This window comes from Rhizobium sp. SU303, from assembly GCF_021052345.1.
GTDB lineage: Bacteria > Pseudomonadota > Alphaproteobacteria > Rhizobiales > Rhizobiaceae > Rhizobium > Rhizobium laguerreae.
In genome coordinates, this window is record NZ_CP088098.1 from 206,093 (window position 1) to 233,051 (window position 26,959).

General features: G+C 61.6%; 21 protein-coding genes. 15 read left to right on the forward strand and 6 right to left on the reverse strand.

What is annotated here, in order from left to right:
- The first annotated feature begins 88 nt into the window (after positions 1 to 88).
- Positions 89 to 1,444 (forward strand): LLM class flavin-dependent oxidoreductase, encoded by a 1,356-nt coding sequence (locus tag RlegSU303_RS32410; protein ID WP_017958169.1) that lies wholly within the window; start codon positions 89 to 91, stop codon positions 1,442 to 1,444.
- Positions 1,441 to 1,980 carry a flavin reductase family protein gene (locus tag RlegSU303_RS32415; RefSeq protein ID WP_094088874.1) on the forward strand — a complete coding sequence of 180 codons (540 nt, stop codon included), beginning with the start codon at positions 1,441 to 1,443 and terminating at the stop codon, positions 1,978 to 1,980. The genes RlegSU303_RS32410 and RlegSU303_RS32415 overlap by 4 nt, the downstream gene beginning before the upstream one ends.
- Here RlegSU303_RS32415 and RlegSU303_RS32420 read toward each other — a convergent pair.
- The gene (locus RlegSU303_RS32420) at positions 1,957 to 3,120 is read right to left on the reverse strand and encodes an aminotransferase (RefSeq protein WP_094088873.1); all 1,164 of its coding nucleotides are present in this window, start codon (positions 3,118 to 3,120) and stop codon (positions 1,957 to 1,959) included. The genes RlegSU303_RS32415 and RlegSU303_RS32420 overlap by 24 nt on opposite strands.
- A gap of 96 nt (positions 3,121 to 3,216) precedes the next feature.
- On the opposite strand from RlegSU303_RS32420, the gene speB reads away from it, so the two are divergent.
- Positions 3,217 to 4,272: an agmatinase gene (gene speB / locus RlegSU303_RS32425; RefSeq protein ID WP_017958172.1), complete on the forward strand. Its 1,056-nt coding sequence runs from the start codon at positions 3,217 to 3,219 to the stop codon at positions 4,270 to 4,272.
- A gap of 92 nt (positions 4,273 to 4,364) precedes the next feature.
- On the opposite strand, the gene RlegSU303_RS32430 is transcribed toward speB, so the two are convergent.
- Entirely contained in the window at positions 4,365 to 4,949 is a 585-nt protein-coding gene (locus tag RlegSU303_RS32430) for a cysteine hydrolase family protein (protein ID WP_026158409.1), read from the reverse strand.
- Between the two features lie 81 nt (positions 4,950 to 5,030).
- Positions 5,031 to 7,424 (reverse strand): putative bifunctional diguanylate cyclase/phosphodiesterase, encoded by a 2,394-nt coding sequence (locus tag RlegSU303_RS32435; RefSeq protein WP_026158410.1) that lies wholly within the window; start codon positions 7,422 to 7,424, stop codon positions 5,031 to 5,033.
- 103 nt (positions 7,425 to 7,527) lie between these two features.
- Here RlegSU303_RS32435 and RlegSU303_RS32440 point away from each other — a divergent pair, with 103 nt between their 5' ends.
- Positions 7,528 to 8,334, forward strand: a complete 807-nt coding sequence (locus RlegSU303_RS32440; protein WP_017958175.1) for a transporter substrate-binding domain-containing protein — start codon at positions 7,528 to 7,530, stop codon at positions 8,332 to 8,334.
- 131 nt (positions 8,335 to 8,465) lie between these two features.
- Here the strand turns inward: RlegSU303_RS32440 and fdhA are convergent, their stop codons facing one another.
- Both fdhA and RlegSU303_RS32450 read right to left on the reverse strand, forming a co-directional pair.
- Positions 8,466 to 9,656 (reverse strand): formaldehyde dehydrogenase, glutathione-independent, encoded by a 1,191-nt coding sequence (fdhA, locus tag RlegSU303_RS32445; RefSeq protein ID WP_072642246.1) that lies wholly within the window; start codon positions 9,654 to 9,656, stop codon positions 8,466 to 8,468.
- A 601-nt stretch (positions 9,657 to 10,257) separates the two neighbouring features.
- A complete protein-coding gene (locus RlegSU303_RS32450; RefSeq protein ID WP_026158411.1) occupies positions 10,258 to 11,163 on the reverse strand; it encodes a DMT family transporter in 906 nt (301 codons plus the stop codon).
- A 113-nt stretch (positions 11,164 to 11,276) separates the two neighbouring features.
- Here RlegSU303_RS32450 and RlegSU303_RS32455 point away from each other — a divergent pair, with 113 nt between their 5' ends.
- Positions 11,277 to 12,152, forward strand: a complete 876-nt coding sequence (locus RlegSU303_RS32455; protein WP_026158412.1) for a LysR substrate-binding domain-containing protein — start codon at positions 11,277 to 11,279, stop codon at positions 12,150 to 12,152.
- Here the strand turns inward: RlegSU303_RS32455 and RlegSU303_RS32460 are convergent.
- Positions 12,127 to 13,125, reverse strand: a complete 999-nt coding sequence (locus RlegSU303_RS32460) for a GlxA family transcriptional regulator (protein ID WP_026158413.1) — start codon at positions 13,123 to 13,125, stop codon at positions 12,127 to 12,129. The genes RlegSU303_RS32455 and RlegSU303_RS32460 overlap by 26 nt on opposite strands.
- Before the next feature lie 100 nt (positions 13,126 to 13,225).
- On the opposite strand from RlegSU303_RS32460, the gene RlegSU303_RS32465 reads away from it, so the two are divergent.
- The 10 genes from RlegSU303_RS32465 (at position 13,226) to RlegSU303_RS32510 (ending at position 26,959) form a co-directional block, all read left to right on the forward strand.
- The gene (locus RlegSU303_RS32465) at positions 13,226 to 14,128 is read left to right on the forward strand and encodes a 3-keto-5-aminohexanoate cleavage protein (RefSeq protein WP_017958180.1); all 903 of its coding nucleotides are present in this window, start codon (positions 13,226 to 13,228) and stop codon (positions 14,126 to 14,128) included.
- Positions 14,129 to 14,135: 7 nt separating this feature from the next.
- Positions 14,136 to 15,626 carry a carnitine 3-dehydrogenase gene (locus RlegSU303_RS32470; RefSeq protein ID WP_017958181.1) on the forward strand — a complete coding sequence of 497 codons (1,491 nt, stop codon included), beginning with the start codon at positions 14,136 to 14,138 and terminating at the stop codon, positions 15,624 to 15,626.
- A 10-nt stretch (positions 15,627 to 15,636) separates the two neighbouring features.
- A complete protein-coding gene (locus tag RlegSU303_RS32475; protein WP_017958182.1) occupies positions 15,637 to 16,797 on the forward strand; it encodes an acyl-CoA dehydrogenase family protein in 1,161 nt (386 codons plus the stop codon).
- A 4-nt stretch (positions 16,798 to 16,801) separates the two neighbouring features.
- Positions 16,802 to 18,856 carry an acetate--CoA ligase family protein gene (locus RlegSU303_RS32480; RefSeq protein WP_168276595.1) on the forward strand — a complete coding sequence of 685 codons (2,055 nt, stop codon included), beginning with the start codon at positions 16,802 to 16,804 and terminating at the stop codon, positions 18,854 to 18,856.
- Positions 18,857 to 18,862: 6 nt separating this feature from the next.
- Positions 18,863 to 19,645, forward strand: a complete 783-nt coding sequence (locus RlegSU303_RS32485) for a carnitinyl-CoA dehydratase (protein WP_017958184.1) — start codon at positions 18,863 to 18,865, stop codon at positions 19,643 to 19,645.
- Positions 19,646 to 19,763: 118 nt separating this feature from the next.
- Entirely contained in the window at positions 19,764 to 21,353 is a 1,590-nt protein-coding gene (locus RlegSU303_RS32490) for an ABC transporter substrate-binding protein (protein ID WP_017958185.1), read from the forward strand.
- Between the two features lie 97 nt (positions 21,354 to 21,450).
- Positions 21,451 to 22,458 (forward strand): ABC transporter permease, encoded by a 1,008-nt coding sequence (locus tag RlegSU303_RS32495; RefSeq protein WP_025398301.1) that lies wholly within the window; start codon positions 21,451 to 21,453, stop codon positions 22,456 to 22,458.
- Positions 22,455 to 23,282: an ABC transporter permease gene (locus RlegSU303_RS32500; protein ID WP_017958187.1), complete on the forward strand. Its 828-nt coding sequence runs from the start codon at positions 22,455 to 22,457 to the stop codon at positions 23,280 to 23,282. Before RlegSU303_RS32495 ends, RlegSU303_RS32500 begins: the two co-directional genes overlap by 4 nt.
- Complete coding sequence (locus RlegSU303_RS32505) at positions 23,275 to 24,906, forward strand: ABC transporter ATP-binding protein (protein WP_231284057.1); 1,632 nt, start codon at positions 23,275 to 23,277, stop codon at positions 24,904 to 24,906. The genes RlegSU303_RS32500 and RlegSU303_RS32505 overlap by 8 nt, the downstream gene beginning before the upstream one ends.
- Positions 24,907 to 24,955: 49 nt before the next feature.
- Positions 24,956 to 26,959, forward strand: coding sequence for a CocE/NonD family hydrolase (locus RlegSU303_RS32510; protein WP_131620613.1), 2,004 nt, complete (start codon positions 24,956 to 24,958; stop codon positions 26,957 to 26,959).

Below are 26,959 nucleotides of genomic sequence, written 5' to 3' on the forward strand. Positions count from 1 at the left end.
GCGATATTGATGATAATTTGCGCCTGGCGATAATTTGCGCAGTCGCCCTCCACCGTTGGCGGCGTGGCCGACATAGCAGGAGAGCTCGATGGCGCGAACTGACAAGATGAAACTCGGGACTTTCGTCTATACGTTCGGCTTTCATCCTGCGTCCTGGCTGCATCCGGCAAGCGACGTCAATGGCGCCAACGACTTCGCTCATCTGCTCGATGTCGCCAAACGATCCGAAGCGGCCAAGTTCGATTTCATGTTCATGGCGGATTCTCCTGCCGCCGCCGTCGGCGATCCGAAGGCGCTTGCCCGCATTCCGACCAAGATGAACCGTTTCGAACCGCTCTCGCTGCTTTCGGCTCTGGCGGTCACTACCAACGATCTCGGTCTCGTGGCGACGGTGTCGACGAGTTACTACGAGCCATACAATGTCGCGCGCCTGTTCGCTTCGGTCGACCATTTGAGCAAGGGGCGCGTCTGCTGGAACGTCGTCACCTCCGATCACGACGAAACCGGCTACAACTTCAATCGCGAGGGGCTCGACCCGCATGCATTGCGTTACGAGCGCGGCAACGAATTCGTCGATGTCGTGTTCGGCCTCTGGGACAGCTTCGAGGAAGGCGCACTGCTTCTCGACCGTGAAAACGGTGTCTACTATGACAAGGACAAGCACCACACGCTCAATCACAAGGGCAAGCACTTCCAGGTTCGCGGGCCGCTCAACATCGCGCGGACGCCCCAGGGCCGCCCGGTCATTGCTCAGGCGGGCGGTTCGGAACCCGGAATGGACATGGCGGCGCGCACGGCCGAGATCGTCTTCAGCCTCGCATCGAATATCGACCGGAACCGGGCCTTTTACGAAAACGTCAAACGCCGGATGCCCGCCCATGGGCGCGATCCCGACGACCTGAAAATCATGCCGGGCATCGTCATCAACGTCGGTGAAACCGAAGCCGAGGCAAAGGCGAAGGTGGACTATCTGATCGACAAGATGCATCCGGATGTCGGCCGGCTGATGCTCTCCGAATTTCTGGAAGCGGACCTGCGCGATGTCGCTCTCGACAAGCCCTTCCCCATGGATCGGCTGCCGGCGGCGCCGAAGGGATCACGCGCCTTGTTCGACGAGCTGGTCGATTTCGTCAGAAGCGGCCGCACCGTCGGCGAACTTATCCGGCACTATGCCGAGAAGCATACCGGAAATGGCATGACGGGGACGCCGGCCCAGATTGCCGACTTCATGGAGGAATGGTTCGAGACGCGCGCCGCCGACGGCTTCATCCTGATGTTCCCGACCTTGCCCTCCAGCCTCGACGACTTCGTGCGGCTGGTCCTGCCCGAGCTTCGACGTCGCGGGCTGTTCCGCGAGGAATATGAGGGCAAGACCTTGCGCGAAAACCTGGGTCTTTCAATGCCGGCAAACCGTTTTGCCAAAACGAAAGAGTCAGCCCGATGAGTGCCGAGGCTTTGATCAGCGAAGCGGACTTCAAGCTTTCGATGCGTCATCTGGCGGGTGCCGTCAGCGTGATCACGGTCGGCGACGGGCAACACCGCACCGGCTTCACGGCAACGTCGGTCTCCTCGCTTTCGGCGGAGTTGCCGTCCGTCATCGTCAGCGTCAACCGAGCATCTTCCTCATGGCCGGCGTTGCAGCGGTACGGCTGCTTCTGCGTTAACGTGCTCGCCGCCGACCAGCAGCAGGTGGCGCAATCCTTTGCCGGTCTTGACGGGCGAAAGGGCGCCGAACGCTACGGCGATGCAGGATGGTATCGCCTCAAGACCGGCGCGGCGGTCCTTGAAAAGGCCCTGGCGGTCCTGGACTGTAAGCTCGAAACCGCATTCCACTACAATTCCCATGCCGTTTTGGTCGGACATGTCTGCGCGATGGAAATCCGGCAGGGCATAGGGCCGCTGCTATATTGGCGCGGTGGCTATCATCAACTTCCGGCGGAGGTTGATCAAAACGGTCTAGCGAAGGCGCTCGGACAATAGCCCAATCGAGGCGACATCCGCATTGGCAAAGGCAAGTCTGAGGTAGCGCTCCTGCCCCTCCCCGAAATAGGCGCCCGGCAAGCAAACAACGCCGGATTCCTTGGCAAGTTTTTCGGCAACCTCGGAAGACGATCGATCGGCGTGAGGATGGCGGACAAAAGCGAAGTAAGCGCCGATTGCTCCGATCTGCCAATCCGGCAGCCCGGAAAAAACCTGCCTCAACGCCTCCGCCCGGCGAGCGATCTCCAGCCGGTTGCCGGTCCGCCAGTCGGCGAGCGCTGGGATCGCCGATGCAACCGCGATCTGAGCCGAACGCGGCGCGCAGATCTGCATATTGTCCATCACCTTGGCGATCTCGGCGATGAGTTTGGGGCCTGCCGTGACTGCACCCAGCCGATGACCGGGAATGCAGAAGGACTTGGAAAAGCTGTAGAGAAGAACGAGTGTATCCTGCCAGCCCGGCTCCGAGAGAAGAGCGTGCGGCCGCCCGTCATCCTCGCCAAGGAAATCGCGATAGGTTTCATCGAGGATCAGCCAGGCGCCATATTTCCGGCAAAGCACAAAAAGCTCGTGAAGCAGGCTTGGCGGATACACCGCTCCGGTGGGATTGTTGGGTGTCACGACGGCGAGCATCTTTGCGCCGGCCCCAAGGGCTGCCTCGGCCGACTTCAGATCGGGAAGAAAACCGCTGGCGGGGTCGCAATCCACCAATCGACGCCCGATCCCCAGCATCGACAGCGTCGTGTCATGATTGAAATAGAAGGGGTTGGTGAGCGCGACCATATCGCCGGCTCTCGCTAGCGCGATTGCCGCGCACATGAACGCCTGATTGCAGCCGGCGGTCATGTGGATATTGCCGGCGGAAATGTCGGCTCCGTAAAGCGCGGCAAGATAAGCTGCGTAGGTCTTGCGCAATAGAGGTTCGCCCTCGATCGGCCCGTAACCCGTCATGGCCTGTTGTCCGGCCGCCTCGGCAAGAAGCCGAAGCATCTCCGGATGCGCGGGATAGCCAGGCACGGCTTGCGACAGGTCGATGAGCGGCCCTTTTTCCCCCTTGTATTCGCGGCTCCAGGCGACGACGGAAGGAATGGGCGGGGCAGAGAGGCGGGCAACGAGCGAATTGGGTTTTGCAGCGATCATATCGATTTCTCTTTGACACCGATTGCTACAACGATACCAATTGCTTTCTCAACCTCTTTGTCGAGTGAGATAGAGCTGAAGCGGAGACGCATGCGCATGGTGTGGGACAAAACGCGGCTCGAACAGCTGCGCACAGAATTTGCAGACGCCAATGGCGGCGAGATATTCGACGAAAAGTTTCGCAAAGTGGCGGAGAAGATTATCTCCAAGAACGGCACGAGACTGGCGCCCTATGCCGGAATGCCGACCTTCCTCAGTGCCCCTTACATGCAGGTCGCTGCCGATGATCCTGACTTCGGCAATCTCCAGGTTGCAATCACCGGGGTCCCCATGGATCTCGGCGTCACCAATCGTCCGGGCTCGCGTTTCGGACCGAGAGCGCTTCGCGCCATCGAAAGGATCGGCCCTTATAATCACGTCCTCGCCACGGCGCCGGTCTTCGATCTTCGGGTCGCCGATATCGGTGACGTAGCGTTCCAAAGCCGTTACCGGCTGGAGCTCAGCCACGACGACATCGAAAAACGCATCGGCCAGATCGTCGATGCCGGCGTTGCCCCGCTTTCTGTTGGGGGCGATCATTCCATCAGCCACCCGATTTTGAAGGCCATCGGTCGGCAGCAGCCGGTCGGACTCATTCATATCGATGCCCATTGCGATACAAGCGGCGCCTTCGATCAGACGAAGTTTCATCACGGCGGGCCGTTCCGCAATGCGGTGCTGGACGGCGTGCTCGATCCGACAAGGACGATCCAGATTGGCATTCGTGGTTCGGCGGAATATTTGTGGGAATTCTCCTATGCGTCGGGAATGACCGTGATCCACGCAGAGGATATCAGCGGAATGGGGATTGCGGCCGTCATTGCCAAAGCAAAATCCATCGTCGGCGACGGCCCGACCTATCTTTCCTTCGACGTCGACAGCCTCGATCCGAGCTTTGCGCCCGGCACGGGCACGCCCGAGGTCGGTGGATTGACTACACGTGAAGTCCTTGAGCTGATACGCGGGCTGAAAGGGATCAACTTAGTGGGCGGTGACGTCGTCGAAGTTGCCCCGCAATATGACGCAACGACCAACACGGCGCACGCCGCAGCACAGGTGCTCTTTGAGATCCTGAGCCTCATGGTGTTCAGTCCGTCGATCGGCAAACGCTGAGACCGACCTCTCGGTCATCTCTGGCAATTGGCCGGATGGGCCAAGACCATGTCGTTCGCGCAAAACCGCCGCACAGTTTTGCGCGACATGCTTTAACCAACGCCCCTCAAAAATTCTTCGGTCTCGATGAGTTCGAGCTGCACTGAAAACCGATCGTGCAGAAGTTCCAGTGACGCGTCATGCGTATCGTCGGCGCCGCTGCAGACGGCATCTTTCAGCACGATGACACGATAGCCGAGATCGATCGCGCCGAGCGTCGTGGCAAGCACGCAAACATCCGTTTCACCGCCTGAGATAACCAGCGTATCGACCCGTTCCGACTGAAGGAGCGTATGAAGGCGACCATCGATCCAAGGGGAGTACGTGCGTTTGTCGAAATACCTTGCCGGCGGAACCAACGCCGCCAGCGATGAAGCCAGATCGATCAAGTCGCGCGGAAGATGTTCGCCCGTCATCATCCACCATTTCCGGTAATAGTCCCGCCATTTCCCCGGCATGTCGTCCGCACGCTCGGGTGGCAGGAAGCGAGTAAATATCGTTCGCGACGGGTGCCGCCCGGCCAACTCTTCGATCTGGGGGGAGACCCGCGCCATCCAGGGGACGTGCCACGGTGTGTCTTCGGCAAACATCCGCTGCACGTCGACGCAAAGGTGCCGCCACTCGCCGGCCTCGCCCATCAGATCCTCCATCCGCTCTTCGGGGCGTCAACTGTCGCACGGGGCGAAAGTTCCCCTGACCAGCGGAAGATCAGAAGCCCCCTACGCGATGGCGCCTGGAGCAATCGTCAGCAATCCGGCGGTGCTCTCAGCTTTCCGGAAGCAGTCAAGTTCGTGCAGAGGAACCGGTTTGGAGAAGAAGTAGCCTTGGAGGTCGGTGCAGCCAAGGGCGGCCAGAAAGTCGCATTGATATTCGGTTTCGACCCCTTCAGCCGTCGTCGAGATACCGAGATTGCGGCTGAGCGCGACGATGGCGCCGATGATTGCCGCCCCGTTTGCTTTCGTGCCGAGCTGCGAGACGAATGAACGATCGATCTTGATGCGGTCGATATCGAAACGCACCAGGTGGCTGAGGCATGAATAGCCGGTTCCGAAATCATCCAGCGAAACCTGAACACCCCGACTGCGCAGTGACTTCAGCACCGTATAAACGTCCGAATTATCCTCGATGAGCGAGGATTCGGTAAGCTCGAGCTCGAGCCGGGACGGCTGCAGGCCGCTCTCCTCAAGAACGGCGAAGACTTCCTCGGCGAAATGTGGCCTTCTCAGCTGGGCAGGAGACACGTTGACCGCAACGAACGTGTCTTCCGGCCATTCGCAGGCGGCTCTGCAGGCTTCGCGAAGGACCCAGAAACCGAGAGCGTCGATGAGCCCGCCCTCCTCGGCGACAGGGATGAAGCTGGCAGGCGTCAACAGTCCGCGCTGACTGTGACGCCAGCGCACGAGTGCCTCCGCGCCCGACGCCGCGTATCCTGCCTCAGCGCGATGGACCGTTTGGTAATAGACCTCGAGCGATCCGAAGCCCGGCCCGTTTACAATCGGATCGGATTGCGGACCGTCAGCGTCTGAGCCGGTGCCTTTGGCCAGAACTTCGCGCAATTCGTTCTTGAGAATGTCGCGCGCATTCCTGCCGCCGTCCATGGACGGTGAATAAAGACGCCACTGGCCTCTGCCGCCCATCTTTGCCTCGTACAGCGCGACGTCGGCGTAGCGCATGATGTCATCGGCATTCCGCCCGGCGTCCGGCACGACGGTCACGCCGATGGAGCCGCCGACGCGCGCGACCGCCTCGCCCCTTAAAAGCGGGAAGGGCTTGCCAAGTTCGGCAACGATCGCTTCGCATATTGCCGGCAAAACGTGGTCATGATCTTTGATGTCCCGGAGAAGCAGGGCGAATTCGTCGCCTCCAAGCCGGGCCAGCGTGTCGCCCGGACGAAGCAAGGAGCGGATCCGCTCCGCGGCCATCCTGATGAGTTCATCGCCGGCGGCGTGGCCGAATGTGTCGTTCACGGCTTTGAAGCGGTCGAGGTCGAGAAGTGCCACTGCCGAGCGCTCGGTCGAATTCTGCGTCTCGGCCAGGCACTCGTCGAACCTCATCGCAAACAAAGCGCGGTTGGGAAGATCGGTCAGCACATCATGCAGGGCAAGCTGCCTTGCATGCAGCTCGCTTTTCCTCAACTCGCCGAGACTGCTTCGCAGGCGCACCAGCAAGACCGAGAACAGGATCGCGATCACCAAGGCGGCAACTGAAAGCGCCGGCATCAATCGGCCGATCACCCTCGAACCTGGAAGATCGGGCCGCCATACGATGAAGCCGATCGGTTCGCCGTTTGCCGTGGCGTCGATCTGGAACGCAACCTCGTTTTCGTCTGCATCAGCCGTGCGCGCGAAGCGGGCGCCGTTAAGGCCCTGTTCCCGGCTCAATTCATCCAACGCCGCACCATCGATAAATCGCACGACGATCAGGAATTGCCGCATCGGCTGCTGCTGTCCCCCGGCAACCTCGTTGATGGCGACGGCGCCCACGATCGTCGGCCGGCCCTCCAGCCGCATCAGGTTGGCCAAAGCACGGTTGGAACGGGCGGCGCTTGCAAGGCGGGCTTCCATTGAGGACGGCGTTCGTTCGTTCAAAGCCGTGCTTCGCCTGACCCCAAGACGGGCATCCTTAAGGAGAGGCAAAAAGAGAGGCTTCATCCAGCGGTATCGCTTCTCCGTTTGAGCGTCCGCCAGCATGAGCAGTTGAGCCTTGTCATCGACGACAAAGGCCTGATCGTAGCCGAAGGCAGACATCGCCGTCTGGCTGATCGCACTCCCGGCTGCCGCCGTCAAAACGGCATCGAGGCTGGAGGAGCCTTCGGTCGCCAGGGCGGCAGGATAAACACGTGCGAGGTAACCATTGCCGAACTGCCCGATAACATGTGCGACTTGATCGACCTGTTCCCGCAGGCGGGCATTCACAAGCTGGCGCTGTCGATCAAGGGCGGCAGCGTCGCTCTCGGTTCCTGCCCAGAGCGCCGATAGCACGACGAGTCCGATCGCTCCAAGCCCGCTGACGGCAATCAGAAACAGAATTCTTCCCGAAGCGATCCAGGATTGCTGAAACGTGTTGGAGCTGGAAGGAAGAACGATGTGCAAGCGTAGACCCCTGAACACCACGACATGGGCGCATTCGTCGACGCTAACAAAGAAGCGTTCACGTAGAATTAAAGGCTGCGGCGCATTATGGGCGAGATTGAATACGCCCAAGGAGTTCCCGACGATGTTGCGCATATCCATTCAGACTATACTGCGCGGAGCGCTGATGGCGGGCGGGATGGGTATCCTACTGGCTGCGACCTCGCCGCTCGAGGTGGCCGCGCAAGATCGCACTCCCATGAGAGTTGCCGTCGAAGGTGCGTTTCCACCCTTCAACTATCTCGATGCAAATAACAAGCTTCAGGGATTCGATATCGATATCGCTAACGCCCTCTGCGAGGTCGGCAAGTTCGAATGCCAATTCATCATCGAGAAGTGGGACGACATAATTCCCAATCTCGTTGCGGAAAAATACGACGCGATCATCTCATCCATGTCGATGAGCCTTGAGCGGCGTCAAAAGGTTGCCTTCTCGGAGAAATACTACAACAGCCCTTCCGTGTTCATCGCTCGGAAGGATTCGCCGATCAGCGATGTCAGCCCCGCTGGCCTCAGCGGCAAGATCCTCGGGGTGACGTCGTCGACGGCGCAGGAATCCTACGCCAACCATGTCTATCCGAAGATGAAAAAGAAGGTCTTCCGGTCTTCGCCTGAATTGTACAAGGGCTTATCGGACGGCAGCGTCGATATCATCCTGGAGGACAAACTTGCCATCTACGACTGGATCGCCAACACGAAGGCGGGAACCTGCTGCGAGTTCAAAGGGCCGGATCTGGTCGACGTCATATACTTCGGCGAAGGTGCCGGGATCGCGCTCCGCCTGGATGACAAGGAGCGTCTGACGCGCCTGAACGAAGCGCTGAAGAGCATCAAGGCGGACGGGACCTACGATATGATCAATGCAAAATATTTCCCGTTCAGCATCCAGTAGTTCGCCGGCCAATTTTCGACAACGCGGGATGGCCGGGTTTTCGCCCGGCCATCCCTATCAAGTCCTGTGTTACGCAACCCCGGACGCAAAACCGCTGCGCACTTTTGCTGGAATTGCTCTAGGTCGCATCGCTATGCGGCTTTCGCCACCTCGCCGTGCGGATCGAGGACATATTTCGTCGCCGCTCCCTGGTCGAAGCTCTCATATCCATTGGCGGCATCGTCGAGCGGGATGACCTTGGCGTTGACGATATCGGCAATTGGCAGTCGGTCGTGGAGGATCGCCTGCATGAGCTGACGATTATATTTGATCACCGGAGTCTGGCCGGTGTGGAAGGACTGTGCCTTGGCCCATCCGAGGCCGAAACGAAGCGAAAGATTGCCATGTTTGGCGGCGTTATCGACGGCGCCGGGATCCTCGGTAACGTAGAGGCCGGGAATACCGATCGAACCTGCGGCACGGGTAATCTCCATCATCTGATTGAGCACGATCGCCGGCTGTTCCCCGCCCGAGTGGCCGCGTGCCTCGAAGCCGACCGCATCGATGGCGCTGTCCACTTCGTTGCTGCCGACGACCTGCGCGATCATATCGCCAAGACGGTCGCTCTTCGACAGGTCGATCGGTTCGAAACCAACCTTCGCCGCATGCGCCAGGCGGTCTTTGTTGAAATCACCGATCATCACGACTGCAGCGCCGAGAATGCGAGCTGAAGCCGCAGCCGCAAGGCCGACCGGGCCGGCGCCGGCGACATAGACGGTCGAGCCGACCCCAACGCCTGCACGCACTGCGCCATGGAAGCCGGTGGGCAGAATGTCGGAGAGCATGGTGAGATCGCGGATCTTCGCCATCGCCTTGTCCCGATCAGGGATTTTCAGCAGGTTGAAATCTGCGTAGGGAATGGTGACGTAGCGTGCCTGTCCGCCGATCCAGCCGCCCATGTCGACATAACCATAAGCGCCGCCGGCGCGGGCCGGGTTTACCGTCAGGCAGACACCGGTATCCTGAGACTTGCAGCAGCGGCAACGGCCGCAGGCGACATTGAAGGGCACCGAGACGATATCGCCGATGTCGAGCATCTCGACGTCGATGCCTTTCTCGATGATCTCGCCAGTGATTTCATGACCGAGGACCAGGCCCGGCATCGCTGTCGTGCGGCCGCGGACCATGTGCTGATCGGAGCCGCAGATATTGGTCGAGATCACCTTCAGGATGACGCCGTGTTCGATGCGGCGGCCGTCGGGCGCTTCCAGCTTCGGATCGTCGATGTCGCGGACTTCGACCTTGCCCGGCCGGAGATAGACGACGCCTCTATTTTTGCTCATGGATTCCTCCCACTTTCTTTGAATGCCTCGATCTGCAACCGATGCAGTCGATGGCAACCTTCCCTCCGGCCTGCCTCCTCTGCAGCCCGGCGTCCACAACACGAGGATACCGCCGCACCGGGCGATATTTGGATTTGGCAAAAGGGACAGATTGAATGGAGAAGAGGAGCAAACGCCATGGCTTTCGCCCTTCGTTCCGCTCGTGATCGTCTGCCTGCAATCCGTCGATTTGCTGTGATAAGAGCTGGTTTCCGGCTCCAGAATCTCCTTTCGATCCATCTCGATATCTTTCCGGATGTCTGTCCGGCGATTTCCTTGAGGATGTCAGTTCTTCTACCGCTGCGGGGAGCGCCGGCGCGTCAGGCCGGCTTCCCAATGGTCCATTTCGCCAGTTTGCGAGGTAGCGCCTTGAACACCCCAAACAAACCACGCTTGACGCAAAACAGCGATCAAAAAAACGACATGGGCGCGACCCAAAGACGACAGTCGGCAAAGTCGCAATAGCTCGCTGCGCAGGGGAAATAATTGATCCCGCGAATACGGCGGTTTTCCGGATCGCCCGGGAAGATTTGATTGCGTGCCTGCGTTGAGGATGAGAGGTTTACGCGCGATGCGGCCGACGGCTGCGGTTGACGTCGATGGCCGTGTGCCAGAGCACGGCGCCAAGGATGATCGCACCGCCGAAAAAGGTGGCAACGGGCGGCTGCTCGGAAAACAACAACCAGACCCAGAAGGGTGTAAGCACGATTTCCATCGTGCCGATCAGCGCCGCCTCCGCCGGCGGCATTCGCTTCGCTCCGGCAAGGAAGAGCACCAGCGCGAGAGAGAAATTGGTCGCGCCGAAAGCAGCAAGGACGATCCAGTTGTGGAGGTCGAGCGAGCCGACCGAACCGAACGGAGCAAAGATAACCAGCGTCAGGAAGGCGCTGACCACGGTCGGCGGCAGGCTCGGCACATCAGGACTGACGCGCGGAATGATGATGACGAGCGCGAAGGACGCCGTCATGCCGAGCGCCAGCAGGTCGCCCCAACCGGTACCGCCGCCGATCGACGAGGCGACGATGACCGCAACGCCGAGGAGCGAGATGCCGCCTGCAATCAGCGTGCGCCTGGAGACCCTCTCCCGGAGGATGACCCAGCCGAGCAACGCTGCGATGAAAGGCGCGGTCGCATAGATCATCGTCACATTGGCGACGGTGGTCATGTAGAGCGCCCCGATGAAGCATACCTGACTGAAGGTCTGGCATGCGATCATAGCAAGACCGGACGGATGGAAGACGGATCGCCATTGCTGCCGTGACATGCCCCCTTCGAGGAAAAAGCAGGGGATCAGCAGAAACAGGCCGCCGAACAACGACCGCCAGGCGATCGCCGTCCATACGTCGGTCGTCAGGAGCCGCGAATAGACGCCGCTCGCGCTCCAGGCAAGCGTCGCGGCAATGATGAGAAGCACACCCTTCTCGTGCTCGCTGCCTGCGAGGCGTCTGGCCGGATTTTCAATGGTCACGCAGATATTCTCAAAGAAGGAAGTCGAACGCGGCTCCTTTTTGCACCAGGAATTGACATCGGACAAACGAATAGTAGAGATGACTACCATCGATTTTTTCTATGGCTATTCCGATGCACGAGCCGATTGAGAGCGACCTGCTGAGAACCTTCCTGGTCGTTGCCGAGACATCCAATTTCTCCGCCGCCGCGCAGCGCATCGGGCGGACGCAGTCGGCCGTCAGCACCCAGATTAAGAGGCTCGAGCAGACGATCGGCGAAACGCTTTTCGATCGCGGCGCCCGCGGCGTGCTGCTCACGCGCCCGGGCATCCAACTCGTGCCCTACGCCCGCAGGATCATCGACCTCTTGAACGAGGCGGCTGCGACGATTCGCAGCAAGCCGCTGGATGGACCGGTACGCATCGGAATTCCCGAGGAATACAGCCAGACGGTGCTGCCGGCGGCCCTTGCGGCTTTCGCCGTCCGCCACCCGGCCGTCGAGGTCACTGTGTCCTGCGACTACACGGTCCGCAACCTGGCCGCCCTCGAGCGGGACGAGCTCGATCTGGCCGTCGTTTTTGACTGGAGCGACGAGACCAAAGGCGAGGTCATCTGCATTGATCCCACGGTCTGGGTCACATCGATGGTCCATCGGCTGCACGATATCGATCCCCTGCCGATTGCGATCTATCGCAATTCCACCTGGTGCCGCGATTTTGCGCTCCGGTCGCTGGAGCAGACCGGCCGCAACTACCGGATCGCCTTTATCGCCGATACGGGCTCGGGGTTGAAGAATGCCGTCATCGCCGGTCTTGCCGTCACCACGCTTTCCCGCAGCAACATCCCGCCCGGCTGCCGGGAACTCACCGCCGAAGATGGTTTCCCGCCGGTCGATTCCTCCAAGGTCGTGCTGCGCCGAAGCGCCTATCGTTCCAGCGAAGCCGTCCGGGAACTAGCTGAAATGATACGGGACGCGTTCCAGCCTATCCCAGCACCTGCGATGACGTGATGCGGCGGCGCAAGCGGCGGCGGGTCTCGGACGGGCTCTCCGAAAAATTCGCCCTATAGCTTCTCGCAAAGGCTGAGGCCGAGTTGAAGCCGGTCGCCGCCGCGATGTCGGCGAAGGAGGCCGTCGTCTCGATCACCTTGCGGCGGGCCGCATTCAAGCGCAGCGCGAGATAATGCACATGCGGCGGCGCGCCGATACTCTGCTGGAAGAGATCCTGCAGATGCCGGGCGCTGATGCCCACCCTGCGGGCGAGCCGCGTGAGAATCAGCGGCTGCTCGATATGCTCCTCCATTAGTCGCACCGCTTGCGCAACACGGGGATCGTGCATGCGCAGTCCGGCCGAGGCTGCGGAAAGAGGCTCATCGGTATGGAAGGACGGCTGCTCGTAACGGAATAGCCGGCTGACCTCGAGCGCCAGCGAATAGCCTTGCCGTTGCCGGATCACCTCCAGCATCAGGTCGACGGTCGGAAGCGAACCCGAGGTCGTCAGGCGCTTGCCGTCGATGACGAAGCGATCCTTGACGGCCTGTACCTCAGGATAGGTCAGCGCAAAATCCTCATAGTCTTCCCAGTGGACGGTTGCCTGCAACCCGTCGAGCAGGCTGGCTTCGGCCAGCAGCCATGTGCCGGACTCGATGCCGGCAATCACCGTGCGATAGCGGGCAGCCTGGGAGAGCTGCATCTTCAGCGCCGGGGTCGCGCTGCGCCGCCAGTTGTAACTGGCCAGCACAAACAGCGGCGCATCCTCGGTCGTCGCCTTGAAAGCGCCCTGGGCGGGCACGGCAATGTTGCTGGTGGTCAGGACCGGTGCTCCGTCCGGCGTGAGCAGCCGCCAGCGATAGAGTTCGCTGCCGGAAATGCGGTTGGCGCCGCGCAGCGGCTCGATGACCGAGGCGATCAGGATCAGGTTCGCATCCGGCAGGACGAGAAGGTCGATATCGAGGCGTTCCGTCGATCGCTGCAGCAAGATCACCTCCCTTGAGTTCCGATAATGTATCAATTACTTCCGAGATTGCAACGCATCGCCGTCCATCCTGTCGCGTAATGCGGACAAGACGAGGGAGAACAAAAACATGCCTCTTGCGATGAACCGCGATGTTTTCATCACCTGTGCCGTCACCGGCGCCGGGGATACGGTTTCAAGATCCACCCACGTGCCGATCACTCCCAAGCAGATCGCCGATTCCGCCATTGACGCGGCAAAGGCCGGTGCTGCGGTCGTTCACTGCCATGTCCGCGACCCGGAAACGGGTGCTGCCAGCCGCCGCAACGATCTCTACAGGGAGGTCACCGACCGCATCCGCTCGGCCGATGTCGACGTCGTCCTCAATCTCACCGCCGGCATGGGCGGGGACCTGATCTTCGGGGATGTCGAAACCCCTCTTCCCCTCAATCCCAAGGGCACGGATATGGCGGGCGCCACCGAGCGCGTCAGCCATGTCGCCGAATGCCTGCCTGAGATCTGCACGCTCGACTGCGGCACGATGAACTTCAACCTCGGCGACTATGTCATGACCAACACGCCGGCCATGCTGCGGGCCATGGCGAAGAAGATGACCGATCTTGGCGTGCGCCCCGAGATCGAGGCCTTCGATACCGGCCACCTCTGGTTTGCCAAGCAGCTTGCCGAGGAAGGCCTGATCGAAGACCCGGTGCTGATCCAGCTCTGCATGGGCATTCCATGGGGTGCGCCCGACGATCTCAACACTTTCATGGCGATGGTCAACAACGTGCCCGCGAGTTGGACCTTCTCGGCCTTTTCGATCGGCCGCAACGCCATGGCCTATCCGGCGGCAGCCGTTCTCGCCGGCGGCAACGTGCGCGTCGGCCTGGAGGACAATCTCTTTGTCGGCAAGGGCCAGCTCGCCACCAATGCGCAGCTCGTCGAAAAGGCCGTGCAGGTGGTCGAGGGCATGGGTGCCCGGATCATCGGTCCGGAAGACGTTCGCAAGAAACTCAAACTGACGAAGCGCTGAGGACGGCATGACTGGGATCAACAAGGCGGCTTGTATCGGCGGCGGCGTCATTGGCGGCGGATGGATCGCGCGTTTTCTGCTGGCCGGCATCGACGTCAACGTATTCGATCCGCATCCGGAAGCGAGCCGCATTGTCGGCGAAGTGCTCGCCAACGCCGAAAAAGCCTATGCCATGCTGACCGGAGCACCCCTGCCGCCGCGCGGTAGGCTGACCTTCTGCACGACGCTCGAGGAAGCCGTCGCCGGCGCCGACTGGATTCAGGAAAGCGTGCCGGAAAGGCTCGACCTCAAGCGCGGCGTCCTGACTGAGATCGATGCTGTGGCGCGCCCGGACGCCCTGATCGGCTCTTCCACGTCAGGCCTGCTGCCGACCGATCTGCAGCGCGACATGAAGCATCCCCAGCGCCTCTTCGTCGCTCACCCCTATAATCCCGTCTATCTGCTGCCGCTCGTCGAAATCGTCGGTGGCGAAAAAACCTCGGCGGCGACCATCCAGGCGGCGATGGAAAGACTGGCGCCGATCGGCATGAAGGGCGTCCACATCGCCAAGGAGATCGAGGCCTTCGTCGGCGACCGGCTGCTCGAAGCGCTCTGGCGCGAGGCCTTGTGGCTCATCCACGACGATATCTGCACCGTCGAGACGCTTGATGACGTCATCCGCTACTCTTTCGGTCTGCGCTGGGCGCAGATGGGCCTGTTCCAGACCTACCGCATTGCCGGCGGTGAGGCCGGCATGCGCCACTTCCTCGCCCAGTTCGGTCCATGCCTCGCCTGGCCCTGGACCAAGCTCACCGATGTCGTCGATCTCGACGATGCGCTGATCGAAAAGATCGGCCGGCAATCCGATGAACAGGCGGCCGGCCTGTCAATCCGCGAGCTCGAACGGATCCGCGACGAAAACCTCGTCGGCATCCTGCAGGCTCTTAAGGGCGGCCACGACGGCAAAGGCTGGGGCGCCGGCAGGCTCTTGAAGGACTTCGAGCAATCGCTCTGGGCAGCGGGCGGCAGAGCGACCACCTCTTTCGACCCGTCGAAGCCGTTGAAGCTCGTCGAGACGAAGGTCGGCCCCGCCTGGGTCGACTATAATGGCCATATGACCGAACACCGCTACCTGCAGGTTTTCGGGGATACCTCAGATGCATTGCTGCGCCTCATCGGCGTTGATCTCGCCTATGTCGAGACAGGGCGGAGCTATTACACGGTGGAAACCCACATCCGCCATCTCGGCGAGGCGAAGCTTGGCCAGACTATCCATTCGACCTGCCAGATCCTTGGTGTCGACGAGAAGCGGCTGCATGTCTTCCACACCCTGTACGACACGGGGACGGGCGAGGCTCTCGCAACCGCCGAGCACATGTTGCTGCATGTCAACAGCAAGGCCGGCAAGGCCACACCGGCGCCGGCCGTCATTCTTGACAAGGTCAAGGCGATTGCCGAAGCGCATGCGAATTTGGTCGCGCCTGAAGGCGTCGGTCGTCACGTCGGCCAGAAGCGGTAGGAGGATCGGCATGGATTTCGGACTGAGCGAAGAACAGGAAATGATCGTCGAGACGGTCCGCGCCTTCGTCGAGACCGAAATCTATCCGCACGAGAACGAGGTTGAGCGCAGCGGCATCGTCCCGCCGGAGCTCGGAGACGAGATCCGGCGCAAATGCATCGATCTCGGCTTCTACGCCTGCAATTTCCCGGAAGAGGTCGGCGGCGCCGGCCTCGACCATGTTACCTTCACGCTGGTCGAGCGGGAGCTCGGGCGCGGTTCCCTCGGGCTGACGGTTTTCTTCGGCCGGCCTTCAGGCATCCTGATGGCCTGCGAGGGCGAGCAGCGTGAGCGCTATCTCCTGCCCGCGGTGCGCGGCGAGAAGATCGAAGCGCTCGCGATCACCGAGCCGGACGCCGGTTCCGATATGCGCGGCATGAAATGCGCCGCCCGCCGCGACGGCAGCGACTTCGTCCTCAACGGCACGAAACACTTCATTTCGCATGCCGATGTTGCCGATTTCGTCATCGTCTTTGCCGCGACGGGCGAGGAGGAAACGCCGAAAGGCATCAAGAAGAAGATCACCGCCTTCCTCGTGGATCGCGGCACGCCGGGTTTCGAAATCCTCAAGGGCTACGATTCCGTTTCGCATCGCGGCTACCATAATTGCACCCTCAGCTTCACCGATTGCCGGATTCCCAAATCCCAAGTGCTGGGTGAGGTGCATCGCGGCTTCGATATCGCCAATCAATGGCTCTACGGCACGCGGTTGACGGTTGCCGCCACCTGCGTCGGGCGGGCACGGCGCGTCTTCGACATGACGCTGCCCTATGCCGCCGAGCGCAAGCAGTTCGGCAAGCCGATCGGCGCCAATCAGGGTGTGTCGTTCAAGCTTGCCGATATGATTACCGAGATCGACGCGGCAGACTGGCTGACGCTCGCCGCCGCCTGGCGGCTCGATGCCGGCCTCTCTGCAGACCGGCAGATCGCCTCGGCCAAACTCTACTCCTCCGAAATGCTGGCCCGGGTCACCGATGAGGCGATCCAGATCTTCGGCGGCATGGGCCTGATGGACGACCTGCCGCTCGCGCGCTTCTGGCGCGATGCGCGCGTCGAGCGCATCTGGGACGGCACCTCTGAAATCCAGCGGCATATCATCAGCCGCGATCTGCTCAGACCCTTGGGAGCGTGAGCCGATGACATCTCACCCGCTCGACCGCCTGCTCAGACCGCAAACGATCGCCGTCTTCGGTGGCCGCGAGGCGCGCAGGGTGATCGAGCAATGCGACCGCATGGGTTTTGCCGGCGAGATCTGGCCTGTCCATCCGAAGCTCGACGAGGTTCTAGGGCGGCCCTGCTATCGCTCCGTATCCGATTTGCCTTCGGCGCCGGACGCCGCCTTCGTCGGCGTCAACAGGACGCTAACCGTCGAGATCGTCCGCAGCCTTTCCGAGGCCGGTGCCGGCGGGGCGGTCTGTTATGCATCGGGTTTCAGCGAGGCGACAGGTGAACTCGGCGACGGCGCCGAGCTGCAGAAGGCCCTGCTGGACGCAGCCGGCGACATGCCGATCCTCGGGCCGAACTGCTACGGCTTCATCAACGGTCTCGATGGCGCGCTGCTCTGGCCTGATCAGCATGGGATGCAGCGTATCGAACGTGGCGTCGCGATCCTCACGCAGTCCTCCAATATCGCCATCAACCTGACCATGCAGACCCGCGGCCTGCCGATCGCCTATATGGTCACGGCCGGCAATCAGGCGCAGACATCGCTTGCCGATATCGCCTGCTCACTGATCGGCGATCCGCGCGTCACGGCTCTCGGCCTTCATGTCGAAGGCTTCGGAGATCTCTCGGCACTCGAACGCCTGGCCGCCCTCGCCCGGCACACGAGGAAGCCCGTAGTCGTGCTGAAGGTGGGTCGGTCGGAGCAGGCAAAACGTGCTGCGGTTTCGCATACCGCCTCGCTTGCTGGCAGCGATGCCGTCGCTGATGCCGTGCTCGCCCGCCTCGGCCTTGGCCGTGTCCAGACCTTGCCGGCGCTGCTCGAAACCCTGAAGCTGCTGCATGTCGCCGGACCGCTCGCAAGCCATTCGATCTCGTCGATGAGCTGTTCCGGTGGCGAAGCTTCGCTGATGGCGGATGCCGTCGTCGGTCGCAACGTGGAATTCCCCGCGCTGCAGCCGCAACAGTTACCCCGTCTGCGGCGGGTCCTCGGCGAGATGGTGACGCTTTCCAATCCGCTCGATTACCACACCTTCGTCTGGGGTGATCTCGCACGCCAGACCGAAGCCTTCAGTGCCATGTTCGAGGGCGGCTATGCCCTCAATCTCGTCGTCCTCGACTTCCCCCGCGGTGACCGCTGCGATGCCTCCGAATGGGCGATGACGGCAGACGCTGTCATGACGGCTGCCGCCGCAACCAGTGCGCTGGCCGGCCTTCTGGCAACCCTTCCGGAAAACATGCCAGAGCCTATCGCCGATCGGCTGATGGCAAATGGCATCATTGCCTTCTGCGGTATCGACGAAGCCATCACGGCTGCGGAAGTCGCCGCCGGCATCGGCCAGGCGTGGGATCGCCCGCCTCCCCTGCCGCTGCTCCATGTGTCCTCTATGGATGGCGAGATCGAGACGCTGACGGAGGCCGATGCCAAGGCTGAGCTTGCCGCCTTCGGCCTTCCGGTTCCAAAGGGGCTGTTGGCCTCCTCTCCCGGGCATGCGGCTGAGCAGGCCGAGCGGCTCGGTTTTCCCGTCGTGCTGAAAGCGCTCGGTATTGCCCACAAGACCGAGGCCGGGGCCGTCGCGCTCAACCTGGGGGATGTTGAAGCCGTGTCGAATGCGGCGGCGGCCATGCCGCCAAATGCCGGTTTTCTGGTCGAGAAGATGATCGATCCGCCGGTCGCCGAGCTCATTGTCGGCGCCATCCGCGACCCTGTCTTCGGATTGTCGCTCACGCTTGGAGCGGGCGGAATCTTCGTTGAATTGCTTGACGATTCCATCATCTTGCCCCTTCCGGCGACGAAAACCGACATTCACGCGGCGATTTCACGCCTCAAGCTGGCGAAATTGATCTATGGCTATCGTGGGCGGGCGAAAGGCGATCTCGACGCCGCGGTTGCCGCTATCGCAGCAGCGGCAGATTATGTCGTAAAGAACGCGGCATGCATGGAGGAACTGGACATTAATCCATTGATGGTTCTTCCCGATGGGCATGGCGTTATTGCAGTCGATGCTCTGATACGGCGGAGGAGGTAGCATAGGTTGAGCGATCCCATTCGCACACGACTTGACGACGGAGTGCTCGAAGTCGTCATCGACCGGCCGAAGGCGAATGCCATCGACCTTGCGACCAGCCGTGCCCTGGGGTTGATCTTCCAAGAATTCCGCGACGATCCGGCGTTGCGCGTCGCCATCGTGACAGGCGCCGGCGAGAAGTTTTTCTGTGCCGGATGGGATCTCAAGGCGGCATCATCAGGCGATGCGGTCGACGGAGATTACGGCGTCGGCGGCTTCGGCGGGCTGCAGGAACTGCGCGACCTCAACAAGCCGGTCATTTGTGCGGTGAATGGCATCTGTTGCGGCGGTGGTCTGGAGATCGCGCTGTCGACCGACCTGATCATTGCCGCCGAGCATGCGAGTTTCGCTCTGCCGGAAATCCGCTCGGGCACAGTTGCCGATGCGGCCTCGATCAAGCTGCCGAAACGCATCCCCTATCACATAGCCATGGACATGCTTTTGACGGGACGCTGGCTCGACGTTCACGAGGCGCATCGCTGGGGTTTCGTCAACGAGATCCTATCGGCCGATCGGCTGATGGAAAGAGCCTGGGAGCTTGCCCGGCTGCTCGCGAGCGGTCCGACGCTCGTTTATGCGGCCATCAAGGAAATCGTCCGCGAGGCGGAGGGTTCGACGTTCCAGACTGCCATGAACAAGATCACCAAGCGGCAGTTTGCGACGGTCGACAGGCTCTATTCGAGCGAGGACCAATTGGAAGGCGCACGGGCTTTCGCCGAGAAGCGAAGCCCCATTTGGAAAGGAAAATAACCAGGCGGCAGCAACCGCACTGTTTTCCCGCATGATGCGGGCACCGGAGGGGGAGAGGAAACCGCCTGCGGACCAGCCCGGAAGTTCTGTCAACGCACCATAAAGAAGGAACTGGGGAATGAACGACTACACCAAATATCTCGCAAGCCGTGTCACCGCCGGCGGGCTCAGCCGCCGCGAATTCATGGGACGCGCCATGGCGGCCGGCATCACACTTGCCGTCGCCGACAAGCTCTTCACCGAAAGTGCCGAAGCCGCCGAACCGAAGCGCGGCGGCCACCTGAAGCTCGGCCTTGAAGGCGGTGCAGCCACCGATTCGAAGGACCCGGCGAAGTTCCTGTCGCAGGTCATGTTCTGCATCGGCCGCTGCTGGGGCGACATGCTGGTCGAATCCGATCCGCTGACGGGTGCCGCCGTGCCCTCACTCGCCGAATCCTGGGAGCCCTCGAAGGATGCTGTCACCTGGACCTTCAAGATCCGCAAGGGCGTCAAGTTCCACGATGGCAAGGAACTGACGATCGACGACGTCGTTGCGACGCTGAAACGTCACACCGATGCGAAGTCGGAATCCGGCGCGCTCGGTGTTCTCGGCTCGATCAAGGAGATCAAGGCCGACGGCGGCAATCTCGTGCTGACGCTCAGCGAAGGCAATGCCGACATGCCGCTGCTGCTGTCCGACTACCATCTGGTCATCCAGCCGAACGGCGGCGTCGACGATCCTCTCGCCTCGATCGGCACCGGCCCCTACAAGATGACGAGCTTCGAGCCCGGCGTCCGCGCCACCTTCGAAAAGAACAAGGACGACTGGCGCACCGACCGCGGTTATGTCGATTCGATCGAGATCATCGGCATGAATGATGCCACCGCCCGCATCGCGGCCCTGTCGTCCGGCCAGGTGCACTACATCAACCGCGTCGACCCCAAGACCGTCAACCTCTTGAAGCGCGCCCCGAACGTCGAGATTCTCTCGACCGCCGGCCGCGGCCACTACGTCTTCATCATGCATTGCGACAAGGCGCCGTTCGACAACAACGACCTGCGCCTCGCCCTCAAATACGCCATGGACCGCGAGACCATGGTGGAGAAGATCCTCGGCGGTTACGGCAAGGTCGGCAACGACTTCCCGATCAACAGCACCTATGCGCTGTTTCCCGAGGGCATCGAGCAGCGCGTTTACGATCCCGAGAAGGCCGCGTTCCACTACAAGAAGTCGGGCCATAGCGGTTCGGTGCTTCTGCGCACCTCCGAGGTCGCCTTCCCTGGCGGTGTCGATGCAGCCGTCCTCTACCAGGAGAGCTGCAAGAAGGCTGGCATCGAGATTGAGGTCAAGCGCGAACCGGGCGACGGCTACTGGACCAATGTCTGGAACGTCCAACCCTTCTCGACCTCCTACTGGGGTGGCCGTCCGACCCAGGACCAGATGTATTCCACCGCCTATCTCTCAACGGCGGACTGGAACGACACCAAGTTCAAGCGTCCTGACTTCGACAAGCTGCTGCTGGAGGCCCGCTCCGAGCTTGATGAGGCCAAGCGCAAGGACATGTATCGCACCATGGCGATGACGGTGCGTGACGAAGGTGGGGTAATCCTGCCGATGTTTAACGATTTCGTGAACGCCTCCACCAAGCAGGTGAAGGGTTATGTCCACGACATCGGCAACGACATGTCGAACGGTTACGTCGCGACCCGCGTCTGGCTGGACGCCTGAGGGCATGGGGGCGTTTGCCCCTCCGATCTCCAACGAAGCCTGGACCGTGGGATGAAAACCCGCGGTCCTCCCGACGTTTTAGCGCGAGGTCCTCGCCATGACCAATCCTGCCCCAAGCAATATCTTGCCCGGCCTCGGGTTTCGGCAGCGTTTTCCGCTGCTTGCCCTTATCCTTGAGCGCTTCTTGCTCAGCATCGTCCTGCTCTTTGCCGTCTCCATCGTGATCTTCGGCGGTCTGGAAGCCCTGCCCGGCGATTTTGCGACCACCTATCTCGGCCAGTCGGCGACACCGCAGGCCGTTGCCAATATTCGAGAGGACCTCGGGCTGAACCGCCCGATCATCACGCGTTACGTCGAATGGCTCGGCAACGCCGTCCAGGGTGACTTCGGCACCTCCTGGGCCAGCAAGAATTCGGTGAGCGAACAGATCGGCAAGCGCCTTGGCAATTCGCTCTTCCTGGCGGGTTTCGCGGCCGTGATATCAGTACCGCTCGCCGTCGGGCTCGGCATGCTGTCGGTGCATTTCCGCAACCGCCTGCCGGATAAGATCATCAACGTCATCTCGCTTGCGGCGATCTCGCTGCCGGAATTCTTCGTCGGCTACCTGCTGATCCTGTTCTTCGCGGTCAAGTTCGGCGTGGCCACCTTTCCGGCGACGGTCTATGACAGCATGGGTTTCGTCGAGCGGTTGAAAGCAATCGCGCTGCCGACGGCGACCCTCGTGCTCGTCGTGCTCGCGCATATGATGCGGATGACGCGGGCCGCAATCCTTTCCGTCATGTCGTCGGCCTATATGGAGACCGCGGAGCTGAAAGGTCTTGGCGCCTTCCGGTCGATCGTCAAGCATGCCGCCCCCAATGCGCTTGCGCCGATCATCAACGTCATCGCATTGACGCTTGCCTATCTCGTGGTCGGCGTCGTCGTCGTCGAAGTGGTCTTCGTCTATCCCGGCATGGGGCAGTACATGGTCGATGCGGTCACCGTGCGTGACATGCCTGTCGTGCAGGCCTGCGGCCTGATCTTCGCGGCCGTCTATATCTTCCTGAACATGACGGCCGATATTCTCGCGATTATCGCCAATCCCAGGCTGAGGCATCCGCGATGAGATTAAGAGACATTCCCATCACCGCCTGGATCGGCATGGCCGGTATCGTCATCGCCTTCATCTTCGCAATCTTCGCACCATGGATCGCTCCTTATGGCGAGACGCAGGTCGTCGGCGACGTCTGGCAGATGCCGGATGATCAATATATCTTTGGCCTCGACAATCTCGGCCGCGACATCTTCTCGCGGCTGATCTACGGCGCGCGCACGACGCTGGTGGTCGCGTCCGCCGCCACCGTCATCTCCTTCTCGCTCGGCATCATCCTGAGCTTCACCGCCGCCGTCTCGCGCGGCGTGGTCGACACCGTCCTCTCACGCTTCAACGATTTGATGATGTCGATCCCGACGCTGATCTTCGCACTCGTGGTATTGGCGGTGCTGCCGCAAAACATGGTCGTGCTGATCCTTGTCATGGCGATCCTCGATTCCACCCGCGTCTATCGTCTCGGCCGTGCCGTGGCGCTTGATGTCGCGGTGATGGAGTTCGTCGAGGCTGCGACGCTGCGCGGCGAAGGCAAGCTCTGGATCATCTTCCGCGAAATCCTGCCGAACACGCTGTCGCCGCTGCTTGCCGAATTCGGCCTGCGCTTCGCCTTCTCGATCCTGTTCCTCTCGACGCTTTCCTTCCTCGGCCTCGGCATTCAGCCGCCCGCGGCCGATTGGGGCGGCATGGTCAAGGACAACAAGGACGGCATCATCTTCGGTATCTCGGCAGCGCTGGTGCCGGGCACCGCGATCGCGACACTTGCCGTCTGCGTCAACCTCGTGGTCGACTGGCTCCTGAAACGCACATCCAGCCTCAAGGGAGGGCGCGGCGATGCCTGAGCTTCTTTCCGTTCGCAATCTGAAGATCGAAGCGACCAGCTATCCGCCGGGCGAGCCGCCGAAGCGGGTGACGATCGTCGACGGCGTTTCCTTCGACCTGCAGAAGGGCAAGGTTCTCGGCCTGATCGGGGAATCGGGCGCCGGCAAGTCGACGATCGGCCTTTCCGCGCTTGCCTATGGCCGGGGCGGCGCCGAAATCACCGGCGGCGAGGTGCGGCTCGACGGCGCCGATCTCCTGGCGCTCGGCAAGAACGGCATCCGTAAAATTCGCGGCGCACGGGTCTGCTATGTCGCGCAGTCGGCCGCGGCCGCCTTCAATCCGGCACACAGACTCGGCGATCAGGTGATCGAAGCGTCGGTCAAACATGGTTTGATGACGAAGGACGAGGCGCGAAAACGGGCGCTTTATCTGTTCGGGGTTCTCGGCCTGCCCAATCCCGAAACCTTCGGCGAGCGCTTTCCCCACCAGGTCTCCGGCGGCCAGCTGCAGCGGGCGATGACGGCGATGGCGCTCTGCTCCAATCCCGAACTGATCGTCTTCGACGAACCGACGACAGCACTCGACGTTACCACGCAGATCGACGTGCTGGCGGCGATCAAGCATGCCATCGAGGAAACGCACACGGCCGCCCTCTATATCACCCATGATCTCGCCGTCGTCGCCCAGATCTCGGACGACATCATGGTCCTGCGTTATGGCAAGCAGGTTGAATATGGCAGCGTCCAGCAGATCATCGAGGCGCCGCGGGAGGATTATACCCGCGCTCTCGTCAATGTCAGGCAGGCCTACCGCGAGGAAGCCGCCGACCAGTCTGCGGCACTTCTCAAGGTGGAAAATATCAGTGCCGAATATTCCAACGGCTTCAAAGTGCTGCACGATGTCTCGCTGCATGTGCCGAAGGGGCAGACGCTCGCTGTCGTCGGCGAATCCGGTTCAGGCAAATCGACCCTGGCGCGCGTCATCACCGGCCTGTTGCCGCCGAGCAGCGGGTGCATCGTCTTTGATGGCAAGCCGCTGATGCCAGGCCTCAAGAGCCGGCCGAACGACGATTTGAGGCGTATCCAGTTGATCTACCAGATGGCCGATACGGCGATGAACCCGCGCCAGACGGTCCGCGACATCATCGGCCGCCCGCTGACCTTCTATTATGGCCTGAGAGGCGCTGAGAAGACCGCCCGGGTGAAGGAACTGCTCGATCAGATCGAGATGGGCAAGGGTTTTGTCGACCGCTACCCGGCCGAACTATCCGGTGGCCAGAAGCAGCGCGTCGCGATCGCGAGGGCGCTTGCCGCCAAGCCCGAACTCATCCTCTGCGACGAGCCCACCTCGGCGCTCGATCCACTGGTGGCGGAGGGTATCCTCAAGCTGCTGCTGCGCCTGCAGGAAGAAGAACAGCTGTCCTATGTCTTCATCACCCACGACATCGCAATCGTCCGGGCGATTGCCGACAGCGTGGCGGTGATGCATCGCGGTAAGCTGGTGCGGTTCGGTCCGAAATCGACGGCGCTGTCGCCGCCCTTTGACGACTACACCGATCTGCTGTTGAAATCCGTGCCGGAAATGGAAATCGGCTGGCTGGAACGGGTGCTTGCCACGCGTCGCATGGAAAGTGCCGGTAACTGACCTGACGAGGCAGACCCTCGTCTCATGAAATGTGCGTCAAGGAATGAGCATGACCTCGCGCGGCTTCACCACCATCGAGAATGAATGGATTACGCTGAAGGATGGGACGCGGCTTGCCGCGCGCATCTGGATGCCGGATGGCGCCAGCGAAGATCCCGTTCCCGCCGTTTTCGAATTCCTGCCCTATCGCAAGCGGGACGGAACCAGTCTCCGGGACGAGTCGACCTATCCGGTTTTCGCGGCCGCAGGCATTGCCGGCGTGCGCGTCGATATCCGCGGATCCGGAGAATCCGACGGTGTCATCGACGGCGAATATACTGAACGCGAGCTTGCCAATGCCTGCGAGCTGATCGCCTGGATTGCCGCGCAGCCATGGTCGAATGGCGCGGTCGGCATGATGGGCATCTCCTGGGGCGGCTTCAACAGCCTGCAGGTCGCAGCATTGCGCCCGCCGGCGCTGAAGGCCGTCATCTCGATCGCCTCGACCGTCGACCGATATAACGACGACATCCACTACAAGAATGGCTGCCATCTCTCCGCCCAGCTCTCATGGGCGGCGACGATGCTCGGCTACCAGTCGCGGCCGCCCGACCCTTCACTCGTCGGCGAGCGCTGGAAGGAAATGTGGCTGGAACGCTTGGCAGGCGAACCCTTCTTCATGGAGGAGTGGCTGGCCCACCAGCGGCGCGACCATTTCTGGCGTCACGGATCGATCTCGGAGGATTTTTCGAGCGTGCAAATCCCGGCGCTTGTCATCGCCGGGTGGGCTGACGGCTACCGCAATACGCCGCTGATGGCGGTCGAAGGCCTGGGTGACAAGGCGAAGGCGCTGATCGGCCCCTGGGTCCACAAATATCCGCATTTTGCCTGGCCGAAGCCGCGCACGGATTTCCACGGCGAAGCGATCGCCTGGTGGAACAAATGGCTGCGGGGCGAGGACAACGGCATCGACACCTTGCCGCAGACCCGGGCCTATATTCTCGATGCCATCCGCCCTGCCCCGCGCCGCGACAGCGATCCGGGTTTCTGGGTTGCCAAGGACGTCTGGTTGTCGCCACAGATGCAGTGTTTCTATGTAGAGCAGTTCGGCAAGCTGACCGAAGGCATGCCGATCCCGCATGCGCCCGAACATCCCGTCTATCTCCGCTCTCCGCTCGACACCGGGACAGCATCGGGTGAATATTTCACGCTGAAGCCCGACGCGGAAATGGCGATCGATCAACGTACGGACGATGCCGGCTCGCTGGTCTTCGATACGATGCCGCTGGCTGGCGATTACGACTATCTCGGCCGGCCCGTGCTCACGCTTGCGCTGCGCTCGCGGGCGGCGGGCGGAAATCTCTGCGCCCGGCTCATCGATGTCCATCCGGATGGCACGGCAACACGTGTCGCCTTCGGCGTCGTCAATCTGACCCACCGGGACGGCAATGCCGATCCCAAGCCGCTGACACCGGGCGAGACGGTGCCGATCCGGCTCGTGCTCGATGCCTGCGGTTATCGCTTCCGCAAGGGCCATCGCATCCGCCTTTCGCTTTCCACCGCCTATTGGCCGATGATCCTGCCGCCGCCTGATGACGAGGGCATCGACATCGACATCGCGGCACTCGGCCTGGGGCTGCCGATGCTCGGCGAGCACGGGAAGATCGAAATCAAGGAACCGACTAATCCCGATCCGCTGCCGAAATACATCGAGCACGCGGCGGCCGCGACGAAGCGGCAGGTCGTCCGCGATCTCTCGGTCGCCCGGACGGACTATCACATCCACGAGGATACCGGGCTCACCGAACACCCTGAGACAGGTCTCTCGACCCGGCAATTGCGGGAGGAGGTCTGGTCGATTTCACCCGATGATCCGCTGTCGATGACCGGTACATCGACCTGGACCTGCGACATGCGCCGCCCCGGCTGGTTCGTCCGCACCGTCGCGACCGCGCGGATTGCATGCACCCGGACCGAGTGGATCATCAGCGCCGTCGTCACCGCTTTCGAGGACGATGTGCAGATCTTCGAAAAGGTCTTTGCGGAAAAACGGATCGCGCGCGACCTGATGTGA